This window comes from Streptomyces sp. CB00316 (assembly GCF_001905595.1).
GTDB lineage: Bacteria > Actinomycetota > Actinomycetes > Streptomycetales > Streptomycetaceae > Streptomyces.
Genome location: NZ_LIXI01000007.1, coordinates 148,081 through 164,442 on the forward strand (window position 1 = coordinate 148,081; position 16,362 = coordinate 164,442).

Here is a 16,362-nt window from a genome sequence, read left to right on the forward strand (position 1 = left end):
TGGGTGGCGGAGCTAGGCTCGACCGCATGATGGATCACGCGCATGACCTGGGAGCTGTACGCGAAGCGACCGATCGGCTGCTCAACGAAGCGGCCGAATGGGACAACGCCGTCCTCGCCGAGCCGTCACGGCTGCCCGGATGGAGTCGGGGCCATGTACTGGCCCACCTGTCACGTAACGCCGACGCGCTCGGAAATGTTCTCCGGGGTCTGCCGATGTACGCGACCAGCGAAACCCGGGACGCCGACATCGCGGCCGGCGCCACGCGCCCCCTGGAAGAGCAGCTGGCCGACTTCCGAAAGAGCGCGGACCGCTTGCAGGCGGTGGCCGACGAACCGGCCGACTGGTCCCGTACGGTCACCCTGCGCAACGGCGTGACGGATTCCGCCTCCCGGGTCCCCTTCCGTCGGCTGATCGAGCTGGAGATCCACCACGTCGACCTGGACACCGGCTACGAGCTGGAGGACCTGCCGGAGGAGTTCACGGAGCGGGAGATCGCCTTCCTCGCCGACCGCTTCAGCGGGCACCCGGATGTTCCCGCCACCACGGTGACCGCCGAGGGCGGCCGCACCTGGACCACGGGCGGCGGGTCGGACGGCCCCGCGGTCTCGGTGCGCGGTACGGCCGCCGACCTGCTGGGCTGGCTCGCAGGCCGCCGCGACGGCTCCGCCCTGGCCGTGTCCGGGGGTGCGCTGCCGGCGCTGCCACCGTTGTAGGCGGGTTCCCGCCGGGGCCCGGCCGGGTCTCCTCGGACTCCGTCCGGCCCCGGCGGCGACGGATTAGGGTGATCCGTATGACGTACAGCGGAGCGGTGAAGGTCGGCGGAGCTGCGAGCGTGCACGAACTGGCGGATCTGATGATCTCCAAGGTCGCCGTCGGTGCCATGAACAACAACGCCTATCTGCTGCGCTGCCGGGCCACCGGCGAGCAGCTCCTGATCGACGCGGCGGCCGAGCCCGCCACCCTGCTGGCGCTGATCGGTGACGACGGCATCGCCTCCGTCGTCACCACCCACCGGCACGGCGACCACTGGCAGGCGCTGGCCGAGGTGGTGGCGGCCACCGGCGCCCGGACGTACGCGGGCCGGTACGACGCCGAGGGCATCCCGGTCGCCACGGATGTGCCCGTGGAGGACGGCGACACGATCACGGTGGGCCGGGTCGAGCTGACCGCGCGCCACCTGGTCGGCCACACGCCCGGCTCCATCGCGCTGGTCTACGACGACCCGCACGGGGCGCCGCACCTGTTCACCGGGGACTGCCTCTTCCCCGGCGGGGTCGGCAACACGCACAAGGACCCCGAGGCGTTCGCGAGCCTGCTGCACGACGTCGAGACGAAGCTGTTCGACCGGCTGCCGGACGAGACCTGGGTCTACCCGGGCCACGGCAACGACACGACCCTCGGCGACGAACGTCCGCATCTGCCGGAGTGGCGGGCACGGGGCTGGTGACCGGCCTGGTCCTACGGCGGACAGCGGCCGGGGTACGGCTTGCGCCGTTCCGCCCCGGCCGCTGCCAAATGAGGTCCCTGGGCCGCCCTGAGCGGCCCGGGGTCAGCTGCTGACGCTCTCGGTCTCCTCGTCGGCCGCGTCGACGCTCTTCGCCTTCGCTGCCGCCTCGGCCGCCTCCTGCTTCTTGTTGGCGATCAGGCTGGTGATCGTGGTGACCACCAGGACGCCGCAGATGACGGTGAGGGAGAACGGGATGGAGATCTCGGGCACGTGCACCCCGGACTCGTGCAGGGCGTGCAGCACGAGCTTGACGCCGATGAAGCCGAGGATCACCGACAGGCCGTAGCTGAGGTGGACCAACTTCTTCAGCAGACCGCCGATGAGGAAGTACAGCTGGCGCAGGCCCATCAGCGCGAACGCGTTGGCCGTGAAGACGATGTACGGGTCCTGGGTCAGGCCGAAGATCGCCGGGATCGAGTCCAGCGCGAACAGGACGTCGGTAGTGCCGATGGCGAGCATGACCACCATCAGCGGGGTCAGGACGCGCTTGCCGTTGCGCTGGATGAAGAGCTTCGTGCCGTGGTACTGGTCGGCGACGCCGAAGCGCTGCTCGATCTTCTTGAGGAGGCGGTTCTCCTCGAACTCCTCTTCCTCCTCGCCGGCCCGCGCCTCCTGGATGAGCTTCCAGGCGGTGTAGATCAGGAACGCGCCGAAGATGTAGAACACCCACGAGAAGTTCGCGATCACGGCGGCACCGGCGGCGATGAAGATCGCCCGGAGCACCAGGGCGATCAGCACACCGATGAGGAGCACCCGCTGCTGGAGGTGCGAGGGCACCGAGAACTTCGCCATGATCAGGACGAAGACGAAGAGGTTGTCGACGCTCAGCGACTTCTCGGTGATGAATCCGGCGAAGAACTCGCCGGACGCCTGGGTGTTGCCGGACACCAGCAGGCCGAGTCCGAAGAGGACGGCCAGGGCGATCCAGACGATCGTCCAGATCCCGGCTTCCTTGGTCGACACGTCGTGGGGCTTGCGCCCGATGAAGAAGTCGACGGCGATCAAGGCTGACAGACCAATGATGGTCAGGGCCCAAAGGGTCCATGAAACGTCCACTGCGCCTCCGGCAGTTCGCTACGGCTACTGATCAGCGTCGTCGCTGCCGGAGGTCTCTTCCACCCTGGCACACGGGATGCGTGCCGGGCCGACGCCCCGGGACCGGTCACGGTCCGTACTGACGGGAACGTCGCGTAAGGAGTACTCCCCTCCGTGCACCGAACAGTACAGGCACCATCAAGTAAAGGTAAAGAAAAAGGTAAAGAACTCACCAAGTGTGCAGGTCAGGAGCGGCACTAAGCTCAGCGGCCGGCAGCTCTGCGGGCAGCCGTGACCGCCGCGAGGACCTGTTCCAGGACGCGGTTGCCCGGGGGTGTCGCCGGCGGTTCATACGTCCAGGCGTGACCGACCCAGGGGTCGGCGAGATGGTTGTCGGCGACCGGGGTGATCCGCAGCAGCGAACGCCACAGGGGGTCGAGCACCGGCCCGTACGCACTCGCATCCTCGCGGTCCGCCACCATCAGCAGATGCACGCCGACCGCGGGGCCCTCGTCGGCGAGATAGCGGAGCTGGGTGACGGCGCGGTCGTCGAAGCCGTGCGGGAAGTCGTTGACCACCAGGAGCTGCTCGCCGGTGTCCAGGTCGGGCGGGAGCGAATCGGCCGCACCGGCCCGCACCGCCATCTGCACCAGGTCCACGCGGCGCGTGAGGTGGGCGAGGACCGAGGCCACGCCCTGGGGCCCGGCGGCCGGCGGCCCGGCGAGGACGCCCGCGTCGACCAACGGCGCCAGCGGCCCCGCCGCCGAACCCGCCGGGTCGATGACGTGAACCGAGAACTCACCGGGCGGGTACACCGCGAGCAGCCGGGCGGCGTGCAGGACCGCGGTCTCCACCGCCAGGCGGCGCAGCCGGTCGCTGCCGGTGAGCGCGGCGGCCTCGGAGGCCGTACGCCCGCTGTCGACCCATATCCCCCGCTCCAGCGGCAGCCGGACGAGCAGCGGGATGCGCAGGCCGGTGCGCTCGGGCAGATGGAGGTCGCCGAGTCGCAGGGCCATCGGCAGCTCCATCGGGACGCGGTGGGCGTGCCAGACGGGGTTGTCCCAGCCTGCGTACGCGGCGGGGAGCGCGGGTTCGACGACCGCGGCTTCGGCGGCCAGCTGGGCGAGGTCGCGGTCGAGGACCTCACGGGCCCGGGCGGTCAGCTCGTCGCGCTTGGCGCGGGCCTCCTCGCGGGCGCGGTCGCCCGCGCCGCCGATCCGGTTGCGCGGGTCGGACAGGGACCGGTCGAGTTCCTGGTCCATCCGGGACTCGGCGAAGTCCACCGCGCTCCGGTAGGCCGCGGCGGCCCGTGCCAGGTCCTCGAACATGCCCCAGATCTGGTTGTAGAGCCGCTCGTCCATCGACCAGCCGGTGGCGTCACCGGCGACCGGCTGCGCGGCCTGCCCGGGCTGGGCGGGCGGCGCGGTGGGCGGCGGCGGCGTCGGCGGGGCGGGGTGCCGGCGGCGCGGGTGCGCGTAGTCGATGGGTCCGCCGGGGGCTGTGGCGGGGGTGGGACCGGGATCGGCCGCCGGTTGTACGGGGGTGGCTGCCGGAGACTGCGGAAGCGCGGCGGGCGCGGGGCCGGGGTCCGGCGCCCCGGAGGCGTGCCGTACGCGGTCGCCTTCGGGCGCGCGGGGCGGCGGGGCCACCGAGCGGGCCAGGGACCGGGCGACCGCCTCCTGGATGGACGCGGCCAGTTCCGCCGCCGCGGCCAGGCCCTGGTCGGCGAGCATCCCGGCCAGCCCGGCCGCGTACCCCTGGCCGACGGCCCGGACCTTCCAGGCCCCCTGGCGGCGGTAGAGCTCAAGAGCGCTGACCGCCGACTCGGCGTCCAGGCCGGTGAGCGTGAAGGTGGCGATCTCGGTGCCGTCGAGCCCGGTGACGGCGACGAAGGGCGCGGCGGCGGTGCCGAACCGGGTGGGGCCGCCCACGCCAACCGGGAGGGCGAGCAGCACGGTGACCCGGTGCACCGTCTCGGGCAGGGCCTCCAGGTCGACGGCGAGACGGTGGTCGGCCGCGGCCTGCTGGGAGACTTCGAGGCCGGGGAGCTGGGGCGAGCCGGGGTGGGCGATCCACTCGGCGCCGCGCACCACGCCGTTCTCGTCGCCGAGGGTGGCTCCGGCCACGACGGGTGAGCTTGCCGATACCCGGATCTCCAGACGGGTCTGGGGCAAGGTGTGGTTCTGCCCCCGGACCAGTTCGGCCGTCATTGCGCTGTCCCCCTCGACGATGTGTTCCGCGCGGTCCCGCGCGGTGCGGCTCCCGGAGGCGGGTGCCTCCGGGAGCCGCACGTGCCGGTGTCGGCCTGATCCGGTCCGGTCCGCCTACAGGTGGGGCAGGATGGACGGCATCAGGTCCTGGAAGGTGCGGCCGTTGGCCGGGTTCCCGAGGGCTGTCATCTGCCATGCGCTGCCCGAACGGTGCACCTTCGCCATGATCTGGGCGGTGTACTGGCCGCCGCCGTCCAGCGTGTACCGGGCGAGCTCCTGGCCGTTGGTCTCGTCGACGATGCGGCAGAAGGCGTGTCGGACCTCCTGGAACGTCTGTCCGGTGAAGGAGTTCACCGTGAAGACGATCTGGTCGATGTGGACCGGGACACGCTGAAGATCGACGAGGATCGCCTCGTCGTCGCCGCCGGAGCCGGCCCCGCCGACCAGGTTGTCCCCGGTGTGCTTGACCGAGCCGTCGTCGCTGACGAGGTGACGGAAGAACACGACGTCGACGGGCTGCTTGTCGGCGAAGAGCACCGCCGAGGCATCCAGGTCGATCTCCCGGGTGCGCGAGCCGAACAGACCGCGGCGCGGAGCCGCCTGCCAGCCGAGCCCCATCCGTACCGCCGTAAGGGTCCCCCCGTCGCTCTTCTGCAGGTTGATGGCCTGACCCTTGGTCATGTTGACCGTCACGCGCTGTCCCCTCTCGGCATTGCCCCGCAACCGTCCGTGTGCGGATTCCCCGCACCCTACGCATTCCCCCCGGGACGGCAGCAGGTCGGTCCGTTTTTGTGTCGGTCTTGCAACACACCGGGCAGGCCGCCAGGCGGCGCTGCGGTCGCCGCCCGGTGTGCCGGGCCTCAGGCGAGGCCCGCCTCCCTCATCTGGCGCAGCTCCTTCTTCAACTCGCCCACCTCGTCCCGCAGTCGGGCGGCCACCTCGAACTGGAGGTCGGCGGCGGCGGCCCGCATCCGGTCGGTCATCTCCTCGATGATCCCGGCCAGTTCGGTGGCGGGACGGTCGCTGACCACCGCGCCGACCGACGTGCCCTTGCCCCTCGCGCCGCCCTTGGCCGCCTTCGCCCCGAGCGTCGGCACCGGTGTCTTGGCTTCCTTGCCCTGCCGGTAGCCGGTGCCGAGGAGCTGCTCGGTGTCGATCTCCTCGCGGGCGATGGTCGCGACGATGTCGTTGATCTTCTTGCGCAGCGGCTGCGGGTCGAGGCCGCGCTCGGTGTTGTAGGCGATCTGCTTCTCACGGCGGCGATTCGTCTCGTCGATGGCCTGTGCCATCGCCGGGGTGACCTTGTCCGCGTACATATGGACCTGGCCGGACACGTTCCGGGCGGCGCGGCCGATGGTCTGGATGAGCGAGGTGCCCGAGCGCAGGAAGCCCTGCTTGTCGGCGTCGAGGATGGCCACGAGGGACACCTCGGGGAGGTCGAGGCCCTCACGCAGCAGGTTGATGCCGACCAGGACGTCGTACTCGCCGGAGCGCAGCTCGCGCAGCAGCTCGATGCGGCGCAGGGTGTCGACGTCGCTGTGCAGATACCTGACCTGGATGCCGAGCTCCAGGAAGTAGTCGGTGAGGTCCTCCGACATCTTCTTGGTGAGGGTGGTGACCAGGACCCGCTCGTCGCGCTCCGTGCGCTTGCGGATCTCGTGCACGAGGTCGTCGATCTGGCCCTCGGTGGGCTTGACGACGATCTCGGGGTCGACCAGGCCGGTGGGGCGGATGATCTGCTCGACGAAGCCGTCGCCGCGCGAGAGCTCGTACTTCCCCGGGGTGGCGGAGAGGTAGACCGTCTGGTCGATCCGCTTCAGGAACTCCTCCCACTTCAGCGGGCGGTTGTCCATGGCGGACGGCAGCCGGAAACCGTGGTCGACGAGGGTCCGCTTGCGGGAGGCGTCGCCCTCGTACATCGCGCCGATCTGCGGCACGGTGACGTGCGACTCGTCCAGGACGAGCAGGAAGTCCTCGGGGAAGTAGTCGAGGAGGGTGTTGGGGGCGGTGCCGGGGGCCCGCTCGTCGAAGTGCATCGAGTAGTTCTCGACGCCGGAGCAGCTGCCGATCTGGTGGAGCATCTCGATGTCGTACGTGGTGCGCATGCGCAGCCGCTGGGCCTCCAGCATCTTGCCCTGCTTCTCCAGCTCGGCCAGGCGCTCCTCAAGCTCCTCCTCGATGCCCCGGACGGCCTTCTGCAGCCGCTCGGGCCCGGCCACGTAATGGCTGGCGGGGAAGATGTGCAGCGACCGGTCCTCGCTGATGACCTCGCCGGTCAGAGGGTGCAGGGTGGAGAGGGCCTCGATCTCGTCGCCGAACATCTCGATGCGGACGGCGAGCTCCTCGTAGACCGGGAAGATCTCGATGGTGTCGCCCCGGACCCGGAAGGTGCCGCGGGTGAACGCGAGGTCGTTGCGCGCGTACTGCATCTCCACGAACCGGCGCAGCAGCTGGTCGCGGTCGATCTCCTCGCCGACCTTGAGCTGGACCATGCGGTCCACGTACTCCTGGGGCGTACCGAGGCCGTAGATGCAGGAGACGGAGGCGACCACGACGACGTCGCGCCGGGTGAGCAGCGAGTTCGTCGCCGAGTGGCGCAGCCGCTCGACCTCCTCGTTGATCGAGGAGTCCTTCTCGATGTAGGTGTCCGACTGCGGGACGTACGCCTCGGGCTGGTAGTAGTCGTAGTACGAGACGAAATACTCCACCGCGTTGTTCGGCAGGAGCTCGCGGAACTCGTTGGCCAGCTGTGCGGCGAGCGTCTTGTTCGGCGCCATCACCAGGGTGGGGCGCTGCAGCTTCTCGATCATCCACGCGGTGGTCGCCGACTTGCCGGTGCCAGTCGCACCGAGCAGGACGACATCCTTCTCATCTGCGCGGATACGCCGCTCCAGCTCGGCGATGGCCGCCGGCTGGTCGCCGCTGGGCTGGTAGGGACTGACGACCTCGAAGGGCGCCACCGAACGTTCGATCTGGGAAACAGGCCGCATGGAACCACCGTACGGCCCCCCACTGACAACGGCCTCGGATGCGCTCAGTCCGACGGCAGGTGGCCGGAGGTGGGGCCGGGCGCGGTCGGATGCAGGTGCACGCCGAGCGAGGCCATGCCGGTGTAGTGCATCCCGGTCACCGCGACGGCCATCATGACGCCCGCGCCCAGGCCGGAGACCAGGACACGGGCGGAGAGGGCTGCCCGGAGCGCGGCGGTGGCGGCGGTCGCGGCTATCAGGACCGAGAGGACGACGAGGGATGTCTCGTACGTGAAGTGCCCCCGGAAGCGGATGCCCGCCATGCCCAGGTAGTGCGTGGAGGCGATGCCGAGGCCGGTGAGGGTGCCACCGGTGATCAACGCCATGCGGGTCGCGCCCCGGTACCCGACAATGAAGAGGCCGACGCCGGCCATCACGACGGCCACGGCCAGACCGGCGAGGATGTAGGGCTTGTCGTGCGAGAGCGGTGCCTCCACGACGGTGAAGCCCGTCATCGCCACGTAGTGCATGGTCCAGATCCCGGAGCCGATGGACAGCGCACCGAGCGCCAGCCGGCCCGTCTTGAAGGAGCGTGCCGTGCGCAGGGACCTGATGGCGCAGCGGAGTCCGAGAGCGGCCCCCAGACAGGCCGCGAGGAAGGCCAGGGCAGGGATCACCGGGCCGTGGGTGAATCCGTCAACCGTTCCCTGCACGCCGTCACGCCCTCCGAGAAAGCCCTGGTTCGAGGGGGATCCCCCAGGGCCCGACAGGCATATGTAAGGAACACATTTTATCGGCACAGGACCGTGCTCCTGGCCCCCTGGTGTGTTTTCCGGGCCACTCGGTGGCGCGGATCTCCGTTCATCCCGTGGCCATCGCCGCCCCGCCCGGCGTTGGTGGGCCGCTGCCAGTCTCGTCGTGTCCGCACCCTCCGATACGGGGAGTCCACGTGTTCGTACGCACCGCAACCGCCTCCACCGCCGCCGCGGCCGTACTCGGCGCCGGCGCCCTGCTGTCGCCCGCGGCCCAGCCGCAGGAGACGGCCGCCCGGAGCCCGGACCGACAGGCGAGCCCCCTCGTCGTGGCCCACCGGGGCGCGTCGGGGTACGCGCCGGAGAACACGCTCGCCGCCGCGGACGCCGCGAAGGCGCTCGGCATCGACTGGGTGGAGAACGATGTCCACCGCACCCAGGACGGTGTGCTGGTCGTGCTGCACGACACCGGCCTGAAGCGCACGACCGATGTCGAGCAGGTCTTCCCCGACCGTGCGCCGTGGGCGGTCAAGGACTTCACGGCCGCCGAGGTGGCGAGACTGGACGCGGGCAGCTGGTTCGGGGCGCGGTTCGCGGGGGCCCGGGTGCCGACGCTCACCCAGTTCGTGAACCGCCTCGAGCGCAACCGGCAGAAGCTGCTCCTGGAGATCAAGAGCCCGGCGACCTACCCGGGCATCGAGCGGGACATCCTCCGCGTGCTGCGCAAGGAAGGGTGGCTGGACCGCTCCCACGTGCGGGACCGCCTGGTCATCCAGAGCTTCGGCGCCGACAGCGTCAAGAAGGTGCACGCCCTGCGCCCCGACATCACCACCGGGTTTCTGGGCACCCCGGCGGTGGCCGACCTCCCCGCGTACGCGGCGTTCACCGACCAGATCAACCCCTCGCACACGACGATCGGCGCCGACTACGTCGCTGCCGTCCAGCGGCTGAAGGGCCCGCACGGCAAGCGGCTGAGGGTGAACACCTGGACGGTCAACGACGCGGCGAACGCGGCGAAGGTCCACGGCTACGGCGTCGACGGCATCATCACCAACTATCCCGACGTGGTGCGCGACGCCACGCGCTGACGGGTGGCTCGGACGGGGGGTGCCGGGTTTCCGCCTACGGGACCGGCGTTGTCAGTGGCCGGTCGTACCGTGGACGGCATGAACAGGTACGGGGCCGGTGCCGAGCCGGCCGTCGAGTGGTCCGTCGTGAAGAGCGCCATCGGACCGCTGTTGCTCGCCGCGACCCCCGCCGGTCTGGTGAACGTGGCCTTCCACGCCCGCGCCGACGTGCGGGACGCGGCGCTGGCCCGGCTGCGGACCCGGCTCGGCACGGAGCCGGTGGAGGCGCCCGGCTCCCCGCGCCTCGCCGAGCCGATACGCCGGCTCGCGGCCTACTTCGCGGGTGAGCGGCAGGACTTCGGCCTGGAGCTGGACTGGTCGCTGACGGCCGGCTTCCACCGCGAGGTGCTCCGTGAGCTGGAGTCCGGGGTGCCCTACGGGACGGTCGTCGGGTACGGGGAGCTGGCCGCGCGGGTCGGCCGGCCGGAGGGGGCGCAGGCGGTGGGGGCCGCCATGGGGTCCAACCCGCTGCCGGTGGTGGTGCCCTGCCACCGGGTGGTGGAGAGCGACGGCGGCCTCGGGGGTTTCGGGGGCGGGCTGGAGACGAAGCGGCAGCTGCTGGCGCTGGAGGGGGTGCTTCCGCAACCGCTGTTCTAGGGGGTGGCCGCGCAGCTGTCGCAGGGGGTGCCCGGCGGGCCGTGCGCTTGCCGGGCACGTCGGCGGCCGGTTCACCCGTACGGGTGCAACACGCCGCTCATCTGATGGCACACTGCGCCGGTGACACCATCCCTCCCCCGCTCCGCCGTACCCCCGGTCACGGCCGCCGGTCTGCCCGCCCTCCAGCGCCGGACGTCGGCCGTGCTCGTCGTCAGCCAGATACTCGGCGGCCTCGGTGTGGCCATCGGCATCGCCCTGGCTCCGATGCTGGCCACCGAGGTGACCGGCTCCGAGGCCCTGTCCGGGCTGGCCCCGACCGCGTCCGTCGCCGGCACGGCGCTGCTATCGCTCCCGCTCGCCGCCCTGATGACCTCGCGCGGCCGGCGCCCCGGCCTGGTGCTCGCCTATCTGATCGGCGCGCTCGGCGGCGCCCTGGTGGTCCTCGGCACGATGGCGCGCAGCTTCCCGTTGCTGCTGCTCGGGATGGCCGCGTTCGGCGCGGGGTCCTCCGCCAACCTCCAGGCCCGGTTCGCGGCGGCCGACCTGGTCGGGCCGGAAAAGCGGGGCCGGGCGATCTCCACCGTCGTCTGGGCCACCACGATCGGCTCGGTGGCGGGCCCCAACATCGCGGCCCCGGCGGGCCGGCTGTTCCGCGGGAGCCCGGTGCCCGAGACCGCGGGCCCCTACCTCTGGTCCGCGGTCGCCTTCCTGGCCGCCGGGGTGACCGTGGCCGTGCTGCTGCGCCCGGACCCGCTGCTCACGGCGCGCGCCCTGGCCCCGCGGACTCCGCAGGGAGAGGGGAAGCGGTCCCTGCGCGCCGGGGTCGCGGCCGTACGGGAGTCGCCGATGGCCAAGCTGGCCCTGGGGACCGTCACCGTGTCGCACACGGCGATGGTGTCGATCATGGTCATGACCCCGGTCCATCTGGGCGGGCACGGCGCCGGTCTCCAGTTGATCGGGCTGGTCATCAGCGGGCACATCGCGGGCATGTACGCGTTCTCGCCGGTGATGGGGTGGCTGGCCGACCGCTTCGGCCGACTCTCCGTGATCGGCCTCGCGGTCGGCCTGCTGAGCTGCGCCGCACTGCTCGCGGGCACCGCGGGGCCCCGGCACGGCCAGACCGCACTGGGCCTCTTCGTGCTCGGCCTGGGCTGGTCGGCGGGGATGATCGCCGGTTCGGCGCTGCTCACCGACTCCGTACCGCAGGATGCCCGGGCGGCCGTGCAGGGCCTGTCGGACCTGACCATGAACGCGGCGGCGGGCATCGGCGGAGCGACGGCCGGGGTGATCGTCGCCCAGTGGGGGTACGGCCCACTGAACGCGACCGGTGCCGCCCTGCTGCTGCCGGTGGCCGCGCTCGCGCTGCGGCGGAGCATGAAGCCTTCCGCCGCCGGCGCCTGAACCCAGCTTCAGAGGCTGATGTGGTACGCCTTGCGCAGCGTCTCGTGGACCGTCCACGTCGTCCGGTCGCCCTCGCGCAGGACGCAGGCGTCCCCCGGCCCGATCTCCAGCGTCGCGCCGCCCTCGACCGCCACGGTCGCCCGCCCGCTGACGACCACGAACAGCTCGTTCGCCTCGGTGTCGGTCACCACTCCCGGCGTGATCTGCCAGATCCCGCGCACCTGCTTGCCGTCGGCGGACTCCCACAGCACCTTGCCCGTCACCACGGGCTCACCCGAGACGATCTGCGCCGGATCCAGCGGCTCCGGTTCGAGCTCGGCGTCCGGGATGTGCACGGCGAAGGAGGCGGCGGCCTGGTCATTTGTCGTCATGGCCGGTCACCTTAGCGACCGCTTCCGGCCGACCCGTCACCAGGACCGGCCGGAACCTGTCCCCCGTTGGTTTGCGGCCCTCCTGACCGCGACAGGGATGGGGGCATGCCACAGAACACCGACAGCTCCTACGAGCCGGCCCTCTCCGCCGAGGTACGCGCGGCCCTGGCCGGCGGGCTGCCCGTCGTGGCCCTGGAGTCGACGATCATCGCGCACGGGCTGCCGCGCCCCCGCAACCTCCGGGTCGCTGTCGAACTGGAAGCGATCGTCCGGTCCGCCGGTGCGGTCCCGGCCACCATCGCCGTCCTGGACGGGCGGGCCCATGTGGGTCTGGAGAAGGACCAGTTGGATCGGGTGGCCGGGGACCCGGCGGTCCGGAAGCTGGGCCACCGCGATCTCGCCCCCGCCCTCGCGCTCGGGGCGAGCGGGGCGACGACCGTCTCCGCGACGGCGTTCCTGGCGGCGCGGGCGGGCCTGCGCTTCTTCGCCACCGGCGGGCTCGGGGGCGTACACCGGGAGTGGGCCGACAGCCAGGACGAGTCCGCCGATCTGCGCCTGCTCGCCCGCACCGGGATCACGGTGGTCTGCGCGGGCGTGAAGTCGATCCTCGACGTCCCGGCGACGCTCCAGCGGCTGGAGACCCTGGGGGTGGGCATCATCGGTTACGGCACCGGCCACTTCCCCGGCTTCTATCTGAGCAGCTCCGGCCAACCGGTCGACTGGACCGCGCACAGCCCCGAGGAGGTGGTGGAGGTGGTCCGGGCGAAGGAGGCGCTGGGCGGCCCGGACGCGGCGCTGATCGTCGCCAACCCCGTACGGGAACAGGATCAGTTGGACCCCGCGCTGCACGACCGGGTGCTCGCGGAGGCGCTCGACGCGTGCCGGGAGCGCGGGATCAGCGGGCAGGGCGTCACCCCGTTCCTGCTGGACCAGCTGATGCGGCGGACGGAGGGCGCGTCGCTGGAGGCGAACCTGGCGGCGGTGCGCGGGAACGTGCGGCTCGCGGCACGGATCGCCGCAGCGGCAGCCGCACGGTGACCGGCGCCGGCCCCTCGACCGGGCGCGGGCTCCTCGTGGTCGGGGACGTGGTCACGGACGTGGTGGCGCTCCACGGCTCCGCGCTCGTCCACGGCACGGACACCGCCGCCCGGATCCGGAGCGTGCCGGGCGGTGCGGGGGCCAACGTCGCGTGCTGGGCGGTGCGTTCGGGGTGCCGGGACGTGGCGCTGCTGGCCCGGGCCGGGGCGGAGTCGGCCGAGTGGCACCGGGACGCGCTGGAGCGGGCGGGGGTGCGGGCGCTGCTGGCGGTGGACGAGGAGGTGGCGACCGCGACCGTCATCTCCCTGGTGGACGCCGCCGCCGAGCGGACGTTCCTCACCGACAGCGGGGCCGTGGTGCGGCTGGCCACCGAGGACTTCGCGCCCTCGATGCTGGACGGCGCGGGGTGGCTGCACCTCTCCGGCTACCTCCTGTTCGCCGCGACCAGCCGCGCCACGGCGCGGCTCGCCCTGCGGACGGCGCGGGAGCGGGGCATTGCGGTGAGCGTGGATCCGGCGTCGGCCGGGTTCCTCGCGGAGCTGGGCCCGAAGCGGTTCCTGGAGTACGCCGAGGGGGCCGAGCTGCTGCTGCCGAACGCGGACGAGGCCCGGCTGCTGACCGGACTGCCCGAAACGGCCGACGCGGCGGCGGAGTTGAGCCGTACGTTTCCCCGGATCGCGGTCACTCTGGGCTGCGGTGGTGCGGTGCTGGCCGCCGGGGGCGCGGTGACGGGGCAGGTCCGCGCCCTGCCGGTCCGGGACCCGGTCGACTCGACGGGGGCGGGCGACGCGTTCACCGGCGGGTTCCTCGCGGCCCTGCTGGCCGGGGCCGACGACAAGGCCGCCGCCGCGGAGGGCTGCCGGGCGGGGGCCGAGGCGGTGGCCACGGTGGGCGGACGCCCGCCCACGTAGAAGAGCCTCTACGGGCCGCCCAGCCCCGACCACGCCGGATGGAGCGGGTCGTCCGCGCGCACGAGAACGTCCGCGACGTCGAAGGGCGCCACTTGCTCCTCGTACCGGGCGAAAGCGGGCAGCGTCCATCGCTCCGCCTCCGCCGTGCGCCGCCGCAACGCCCCCGGCGAGAGCCGCACATCATCCATCCCTGCCGACGCGCCCCCGCGTCACTCGCCCCGCAGCTCGGCGGCGAGCGGTCCGTCGCCCGCCACCTCGATCCGCCCGTCCTTGACCACCTCCGCGAGGGTGACGTCGCCACGCCCCAGCTCCAGGCACAGCTCGGCGTCGAGGGTGATGCGGGCGTCGGGCCGGGGCGCCGGACCGAAGCCGTACGGTTCACCCTCGGACCCGACTGCCGCACCCCTCCCCGTACGGACATGGAACTCGCCCTCGCCCAGACGGACTTCGAGGACGCCCTCCCGCGTCAGCCCCGTCAGCGCGCGCAGCAGCGGCAGGGCGAACCAGTGGGCCCGCACGGCGTCGGTGGGGCGGCGTTCGGTGAGCGCCGGGGCTCCCCACTCGGCGAGGGCGGCGAGCACGGGCAGCAGGCCGTGGCCCCGCTCGGTCAGCTCGTAGACCGAGGCGGCGGCGGGGGGCGGGAGTTTGCGGCGTACGGCGAGGCCGCCCTGCTCCATGTCCTTGAGGCGGGAGGCCAGGACGTCGGTGGAGACGCCCGGCAGGTCGGCGTGGAGGTCGGTGTAGCGGCGGGGGCCGGCGAGCAGTTCGCGGACGATCAGCAGCGTCCACCGGTCGCCGACGGAGTCGAGGGCGCGGGCGGAGGCGCAGAACTGGTCGTAGCTCCGGCGTCTGACGGGGCGTGATGCGGCGGGCTGCTGACGTGGCATGCGACGCAGTCTAGACATGTTGTTGGACTTTCCAAGCTCCCACTTGGTAAAACCAAGTATCGCAGTTCGGCTCGGGGAGGCACCGCATGGAGTTCCGGCAGTCCAGCAAGCTCAACGAGGTCTGTTACGAGATCCGGGGCCCGGTCATCGAGCACGCCAACGCCCTGGAGGAGGCGGGCCACAGCGTGCTCCGGCTCAACACGGGCAACCCGGCGCTCTTCGGCTTCGAGGCGCCGGAGGAGATCGTCCAGGACATGATCCGGATGCTGCCCCAGGCCCACGGCTACACCGATTCACGCGGCATCCTCTCCGCGCGGCGGGCGGTGGCGCAGCGCTACCAGGCCATGGGGCTCACCGAGGTCGGCGTGGACGACATCTTCCTCGGCAACGGGGTCTCCGAGCTGATCTCCATGGCGGTCCAGGCGCTGCTGGAGGACGGCGACGAGGTGCTGATCCCGGCCCCGGACTTTCCGCTCTGGACGGCGGTGACCACGCTCGCGGGCGGCAAGGCCGTGCACTACGTCTGCGACGAGGAATCGGACTGGAACCCGGACCTCGCCGACATGGCGTCGAAGATCACCGACCGGACCAAGGCCGTCGTGATCATCAACCCGAACAACCCCACCGGCGCGGTCTATCCGCGCGAGATCCTCGAGGGAATCCTGGACCTGGCCCGTCGGCACGGGCTGATGGTGTTCGCCGACGAGATCTACGACCAGATCCTGTACGACGGGGCCGAGCACCACAGCGCGGCCGTCCTCGCCCCGGACCTGGTCTGCCTCACCTTCAGCGGGCTCTCGAAGACGTACCGGGTGGCCGGGTTCCGTTCCGGCTGGATGGTGGTGTCCGGTCCGCACCAGCACGCCCGCAACTATCTGGAGGGCCTCACCATGCTGGCCTCCATGCGCCTGTGCCCCAACGCCCCTGCCCAGTACGCCATCCAGGCCGCGCTCGGCGGCCGGCAGACCATCCGGGAGCTGGTGGCGCCGGGCGGCAGGCTGCACGAGCAGCGGGACCGGGCCTGGGAGCGGCTGAACGAGATCCCCGGCGTCTCGTGCGTGAAGCCGAAGGGCGCGCTGTACGCGTTCCCGCGCATCGATCCGAAGGTGCACCCCATCGTCGACGACGAGAAGTTCGTCCTGGACCTGCTGCTGCGGGAGAAGATCCAGGTGGTGCAGGGCACGGGCTTCAGCTGGCCGCGCCCGGACCACTTCCGCATCCTGACCCTCCCGTACGCCGATGACCTCGACGCGGCGATCAGCCGCATCGGCCGTTTCCTGAACGGGTACCGGCAGTGACCCGTGTTCCCGGACCGGCCCGGGTCGGATGAGGCGGAAGAGTTCGGCGGCGTGGACGTCGGAGACGTTCTCGGCGGAGCGCGGGTCGTCGCACCGGGCGCGTCCAGGACCGAGCCGGCCTCTGCGGCGCGCGGGACGCCGACGGCCACGCCGAAGACGCGGAAGCCGGGCCGGACGCCCGGCCGTCGACCTTCGTGGCGGTGACTTCGAAGAGCCGCCACGTCGAGGACGCAAACAGTGCCAACTGCGCTGTGGC

Annotated in this window: 14 protein-coding genes and 2 pseudogenes; 8 read left to right on the top strand and 8 right to left on the bottom strand. The window is 71.9% G+C overall.

Features of this window, described 5'->3' with window-relative positions:
* Positions 1-26 precede the first annotated feature (26 nt).
* Both AMK21_RS21065 and AMK21_RS21070 read left to right on the top strand, forming a co-directional pair.
* The gene (locus AMK21_RS21065; RefSeq protein WP_073880193.1) at positions 27-716 is read left to right on the top strand and encodes a maleylpyruvate isomerase family mycothiol-dependent enzyme; all 690 of its coding nucleotides are present in this window, start codon (positions 27-29) and stop codon (positions 714-716) included.
* Positions 717-793: 77 nt separating this feature from the next.
* Positions 794-1,450 (top strand): MBL fold metallo-hydrolase, encoded by a 657-nt coding sequence (locus AMK21_RS21070; protein ID WP_073880195.1) that lies wholly within the window; start codon positions 794-796, stop codon positions 1,448-1,450.
* 102 nt (positions 1,451-1,552) lie between these two features.
* Here AMK21_RS21070 and AMK21_RS21075 read toward each other — a convergent pair whose 3' ends face one another.
* The 5 genes and pseudogenes from AMK21_RS21075 to AMK21_RS21095 all read right to left on the bottom strand — a co-directional run.
* Positions 1,553-2,566: a TerC family protein gene (locus tag AMK21_RS21075; RefSeq protein ID WP_073880197.1), complete on the bottom strand. Its 1,014-nt coding sequence runs from the start codon at positions 2,564-2,566 to the stop codon at positions 1,553-1,555.
* Positions 2,567-2,808: 242 nt separating this feature from the next.
* Entirely contained in the window at positions 2,809-4,755 is a 1,947-nt protein-coding gene (locus AMK21_RS21080; RefSeq protein WP_073880594.1) for a TerD family protein, read from the bottom strand.
* 114 nt (positions 4,756-4,869) lie between these two features.
* Positions 4,870-5,448 carry a TerD family protein gene (locus AMK21_RS21085; protein ID WP_073880199.1) on the bottom strand — a complete coding sequence of 193 codons (579 nt, stop codon included), beginning with the start codon at positions 5,446-5,448 and terminating at the stop codon, positions 4,870-4,872.
* 167 nt (positions 5,449-5,615) lie between these two features.
* Positions 5,616-7,745: an excinuclease ABC subunit UvrB gene (gene uvrB / locus AMK21_RS21090; protein WP_073880201.1), complete on the bottom strand. Its 2,130-nt coding sequence runs from the start codon at positions 7,743-7,745 to the stop codon at positions 5,616-5,618.
* Positions 7,746-7,792: 47 nt separating this feature from the next.
* A pseudogene (locus AMK21_RS21095) lies at positions 7,793-8,437 on the bottom strand (MHYT domain-containing protein); the annotation flags it as partial.
* A gap of 236 nt (positions 8,438-8,673) precedes the next feature.
* Here AMK21_RS21095 and AMK21_RS21100 point away from each other — a divergent pair.
* The 3 genes from AMK21_RS21100 (at position 8,674) to AMK21_RS21110 (ending at position 11,601) form a co-directional block, all read left to right on the top strand.
* Positions 8,674-9,564 (top strand): glycerophosphodiester phosphodiesterase family protein, encoded by an 891-nt coding sequence (locus AMK21_RS21100; RefSeq protein WP_073880205.1) that lies wholly within the window; start codon positions 8,674-8,676, stop codon positions 9,562-9,564.
* A 78-nt stretch (positions 9,565-9,642) separates the two neighbouring features.
* Positions 9,643-10,200 carry a methylated-DNA--[protein]-cysteine S-methyltransferase gene (locus AMK21_RS21105; RefSeq protein ID WP_073880596.1) on the top strand — a complete coding sequence of 186 codons (558 nt, stop codon included), beginning with the start codon at positions 9,643-9,645 and terminating at the stop codon, positions 10,198-10,200.
* Between the two features lie 120 nt (positions 10,201-10,320).
* Complete coding sequence (locus AMK21_RS21110) at positions 10,321-11,601, top strand: MFS transporter (RefSeq protein WP_079181217.1); 1,281 nt, start codon at positions 10,321-10,323, stop codon at positions 11,599-11,601.
* 8 nt (positions 11,602-11,609) lie between these two features.
* On the opposite strand, the gene AMK21_RS21115 is transcribed toward AMK21_RS21110, so the two are convergent.
* Complete coding sequence (locus AMK21_RS21115) at positions 11,610-11,972, bottom strand: cupin domain-containing protein (RefSeq protein WP_030567974.1); 363 nt, start codon at positions 11,970-11,972, stop codon at positions 11,610-11,612.
* A gap of 105 nt (positions 11,973-12,077) precedes the next feature.
* Between AMK21_RS21115 and AMK21_RS21120 the strand changes: the two genes are divergently transcribed.
* On the top strand, positions 12,078-13,010 hold the full coding sequence (locus tag AMK21_RS21120) for a pseudouridine-5'-phosphate glycosidase (protein ID WP_073880209.1): 933 nt from the start codon (positions 12,078-12,080) through the stop codon (positions 13,008-13,010).
* Positions 13,007-13,921, top strand: coding sequence for a carbohydrate kinase family protein (locus AMK21_RS21125; protein WP_073880211.1), 915 nt, complete (start codon positions 13,007-13,009; stop codon positions 13,919-13,921). The genes AMK21_RS21120 and AMK21_RS21125 overlap by 4 nt, the downstream gene beginning before the upstream one ends.
* 8 nt (positions 13,922-13,929) lie before the next feature.
* Here the strand turns inward: AMK21_RS21125 and AMK21_RS21130 are convergent.
* Positions 13,930-14,100, bottom strand: a pseudogene (locus tag AMK21_RS21130) (uridine kinase); the annotation flags it as partial.
* 30 nt (positions 14,101-14,130) lie between these two features.
* The gene (locus AMK21_RS21135; RefSeq protein ID WP_073880213.1) at positions 14,131-14,808 is read right to left on the bottom strand and encodes a winged helix-turn-helix transcriptional regulator; all 678 of its coding nucleotides are present in this window, start codon (positions 14,806-14,808) and stop codon (positions 14,131-14,133) included.
* Positions 14,809-14,894: 86 nt separating this feature from the next.
* On the opposite strand from AMK21_RS21135, the gene AMK21_RS21140 reads away from it, so the two are divergent.
* A complete protein-coding gene (locus tag AMK21_RS21140; RefSeq protein WP_073880215.1) occupies positions 14,895-16,106 on the top strand; it encodes a pyridoxal phosphate-dependent aminotransferase in 1,212 nt (403 codons plus the stop codon).
* The last annotated feature ends 256 nt before the right edge of the window (positions 16,107-16,362 follow it).

Excerpts from the sequence above, each read along its gene's own strand:
- AMK21_RS21080 (WP_073880594.1), bottom strand. The coding sequence starts at position 4,755 with ATGACGGCCGAACTGGTCCGGGGGCAGAACCACACCTTGCCCCAGACC.
- AMK21_RS21065 (WP_073880193.1), top strand. The coding sequence starts at position 27 with ATGATGGATCACGCGCATGACCTGGGAGCTGTACGCGAAGCGACCGAT.
- AMK21_RS21105 (WP_073880596.1), top strand. The coding sequence starts at position 9,643 with ATGAACAGGTACGGGGCCGGTGCCGAGCCGGCCGTCGAGTGGTCCGTC.
- AMK21_RS21070 (WP_073880195.1), top strand. The coding sequence starts at position 794 with ATGACGTACAGCGGAGCGGTGAAGGTCGGCGGAGCTGCGAGCGTGCAC.
- uvrB (WP_073880201.1), bottom strand. The coding sequence starts at position 7,745 with ATGCGGCCTGTTTCCCAGATCGAACGTTCGGTGGCGCCCTTCGAGGTC.
- AMK21_RS21140 (WP_073880215.1), top strand. The coding sequence starts at position 14,895 with ATGGAGTTCCGGCAGTCCAGCAAGCTCAACGAGGTCTGTTACGAGATC.
- AMK21_RS21135 (WP_073880213.1), bottom strand. The coding sequence starts at position 14,808 with ATGCCACGTCAGCAGCCCGCCGCATCACGCCCCGTCAGACGCCGGAGC.
- AMK21_RS21120 (WP_073880209.1), top strand. The coding sequence starts at position 12,078 with ATGCCACAGAACACCGACAGCTCCTACGAGCCGGCCCTCTCCGCCGAG.
- AMK21_RS21115 (WP_030567974.1), bottom strand. The coding sequence starts at position 11,972 with ATGACGACAAATGACCAGGCCGCCGCCTCCTTCGCCGTGCACATCCCG.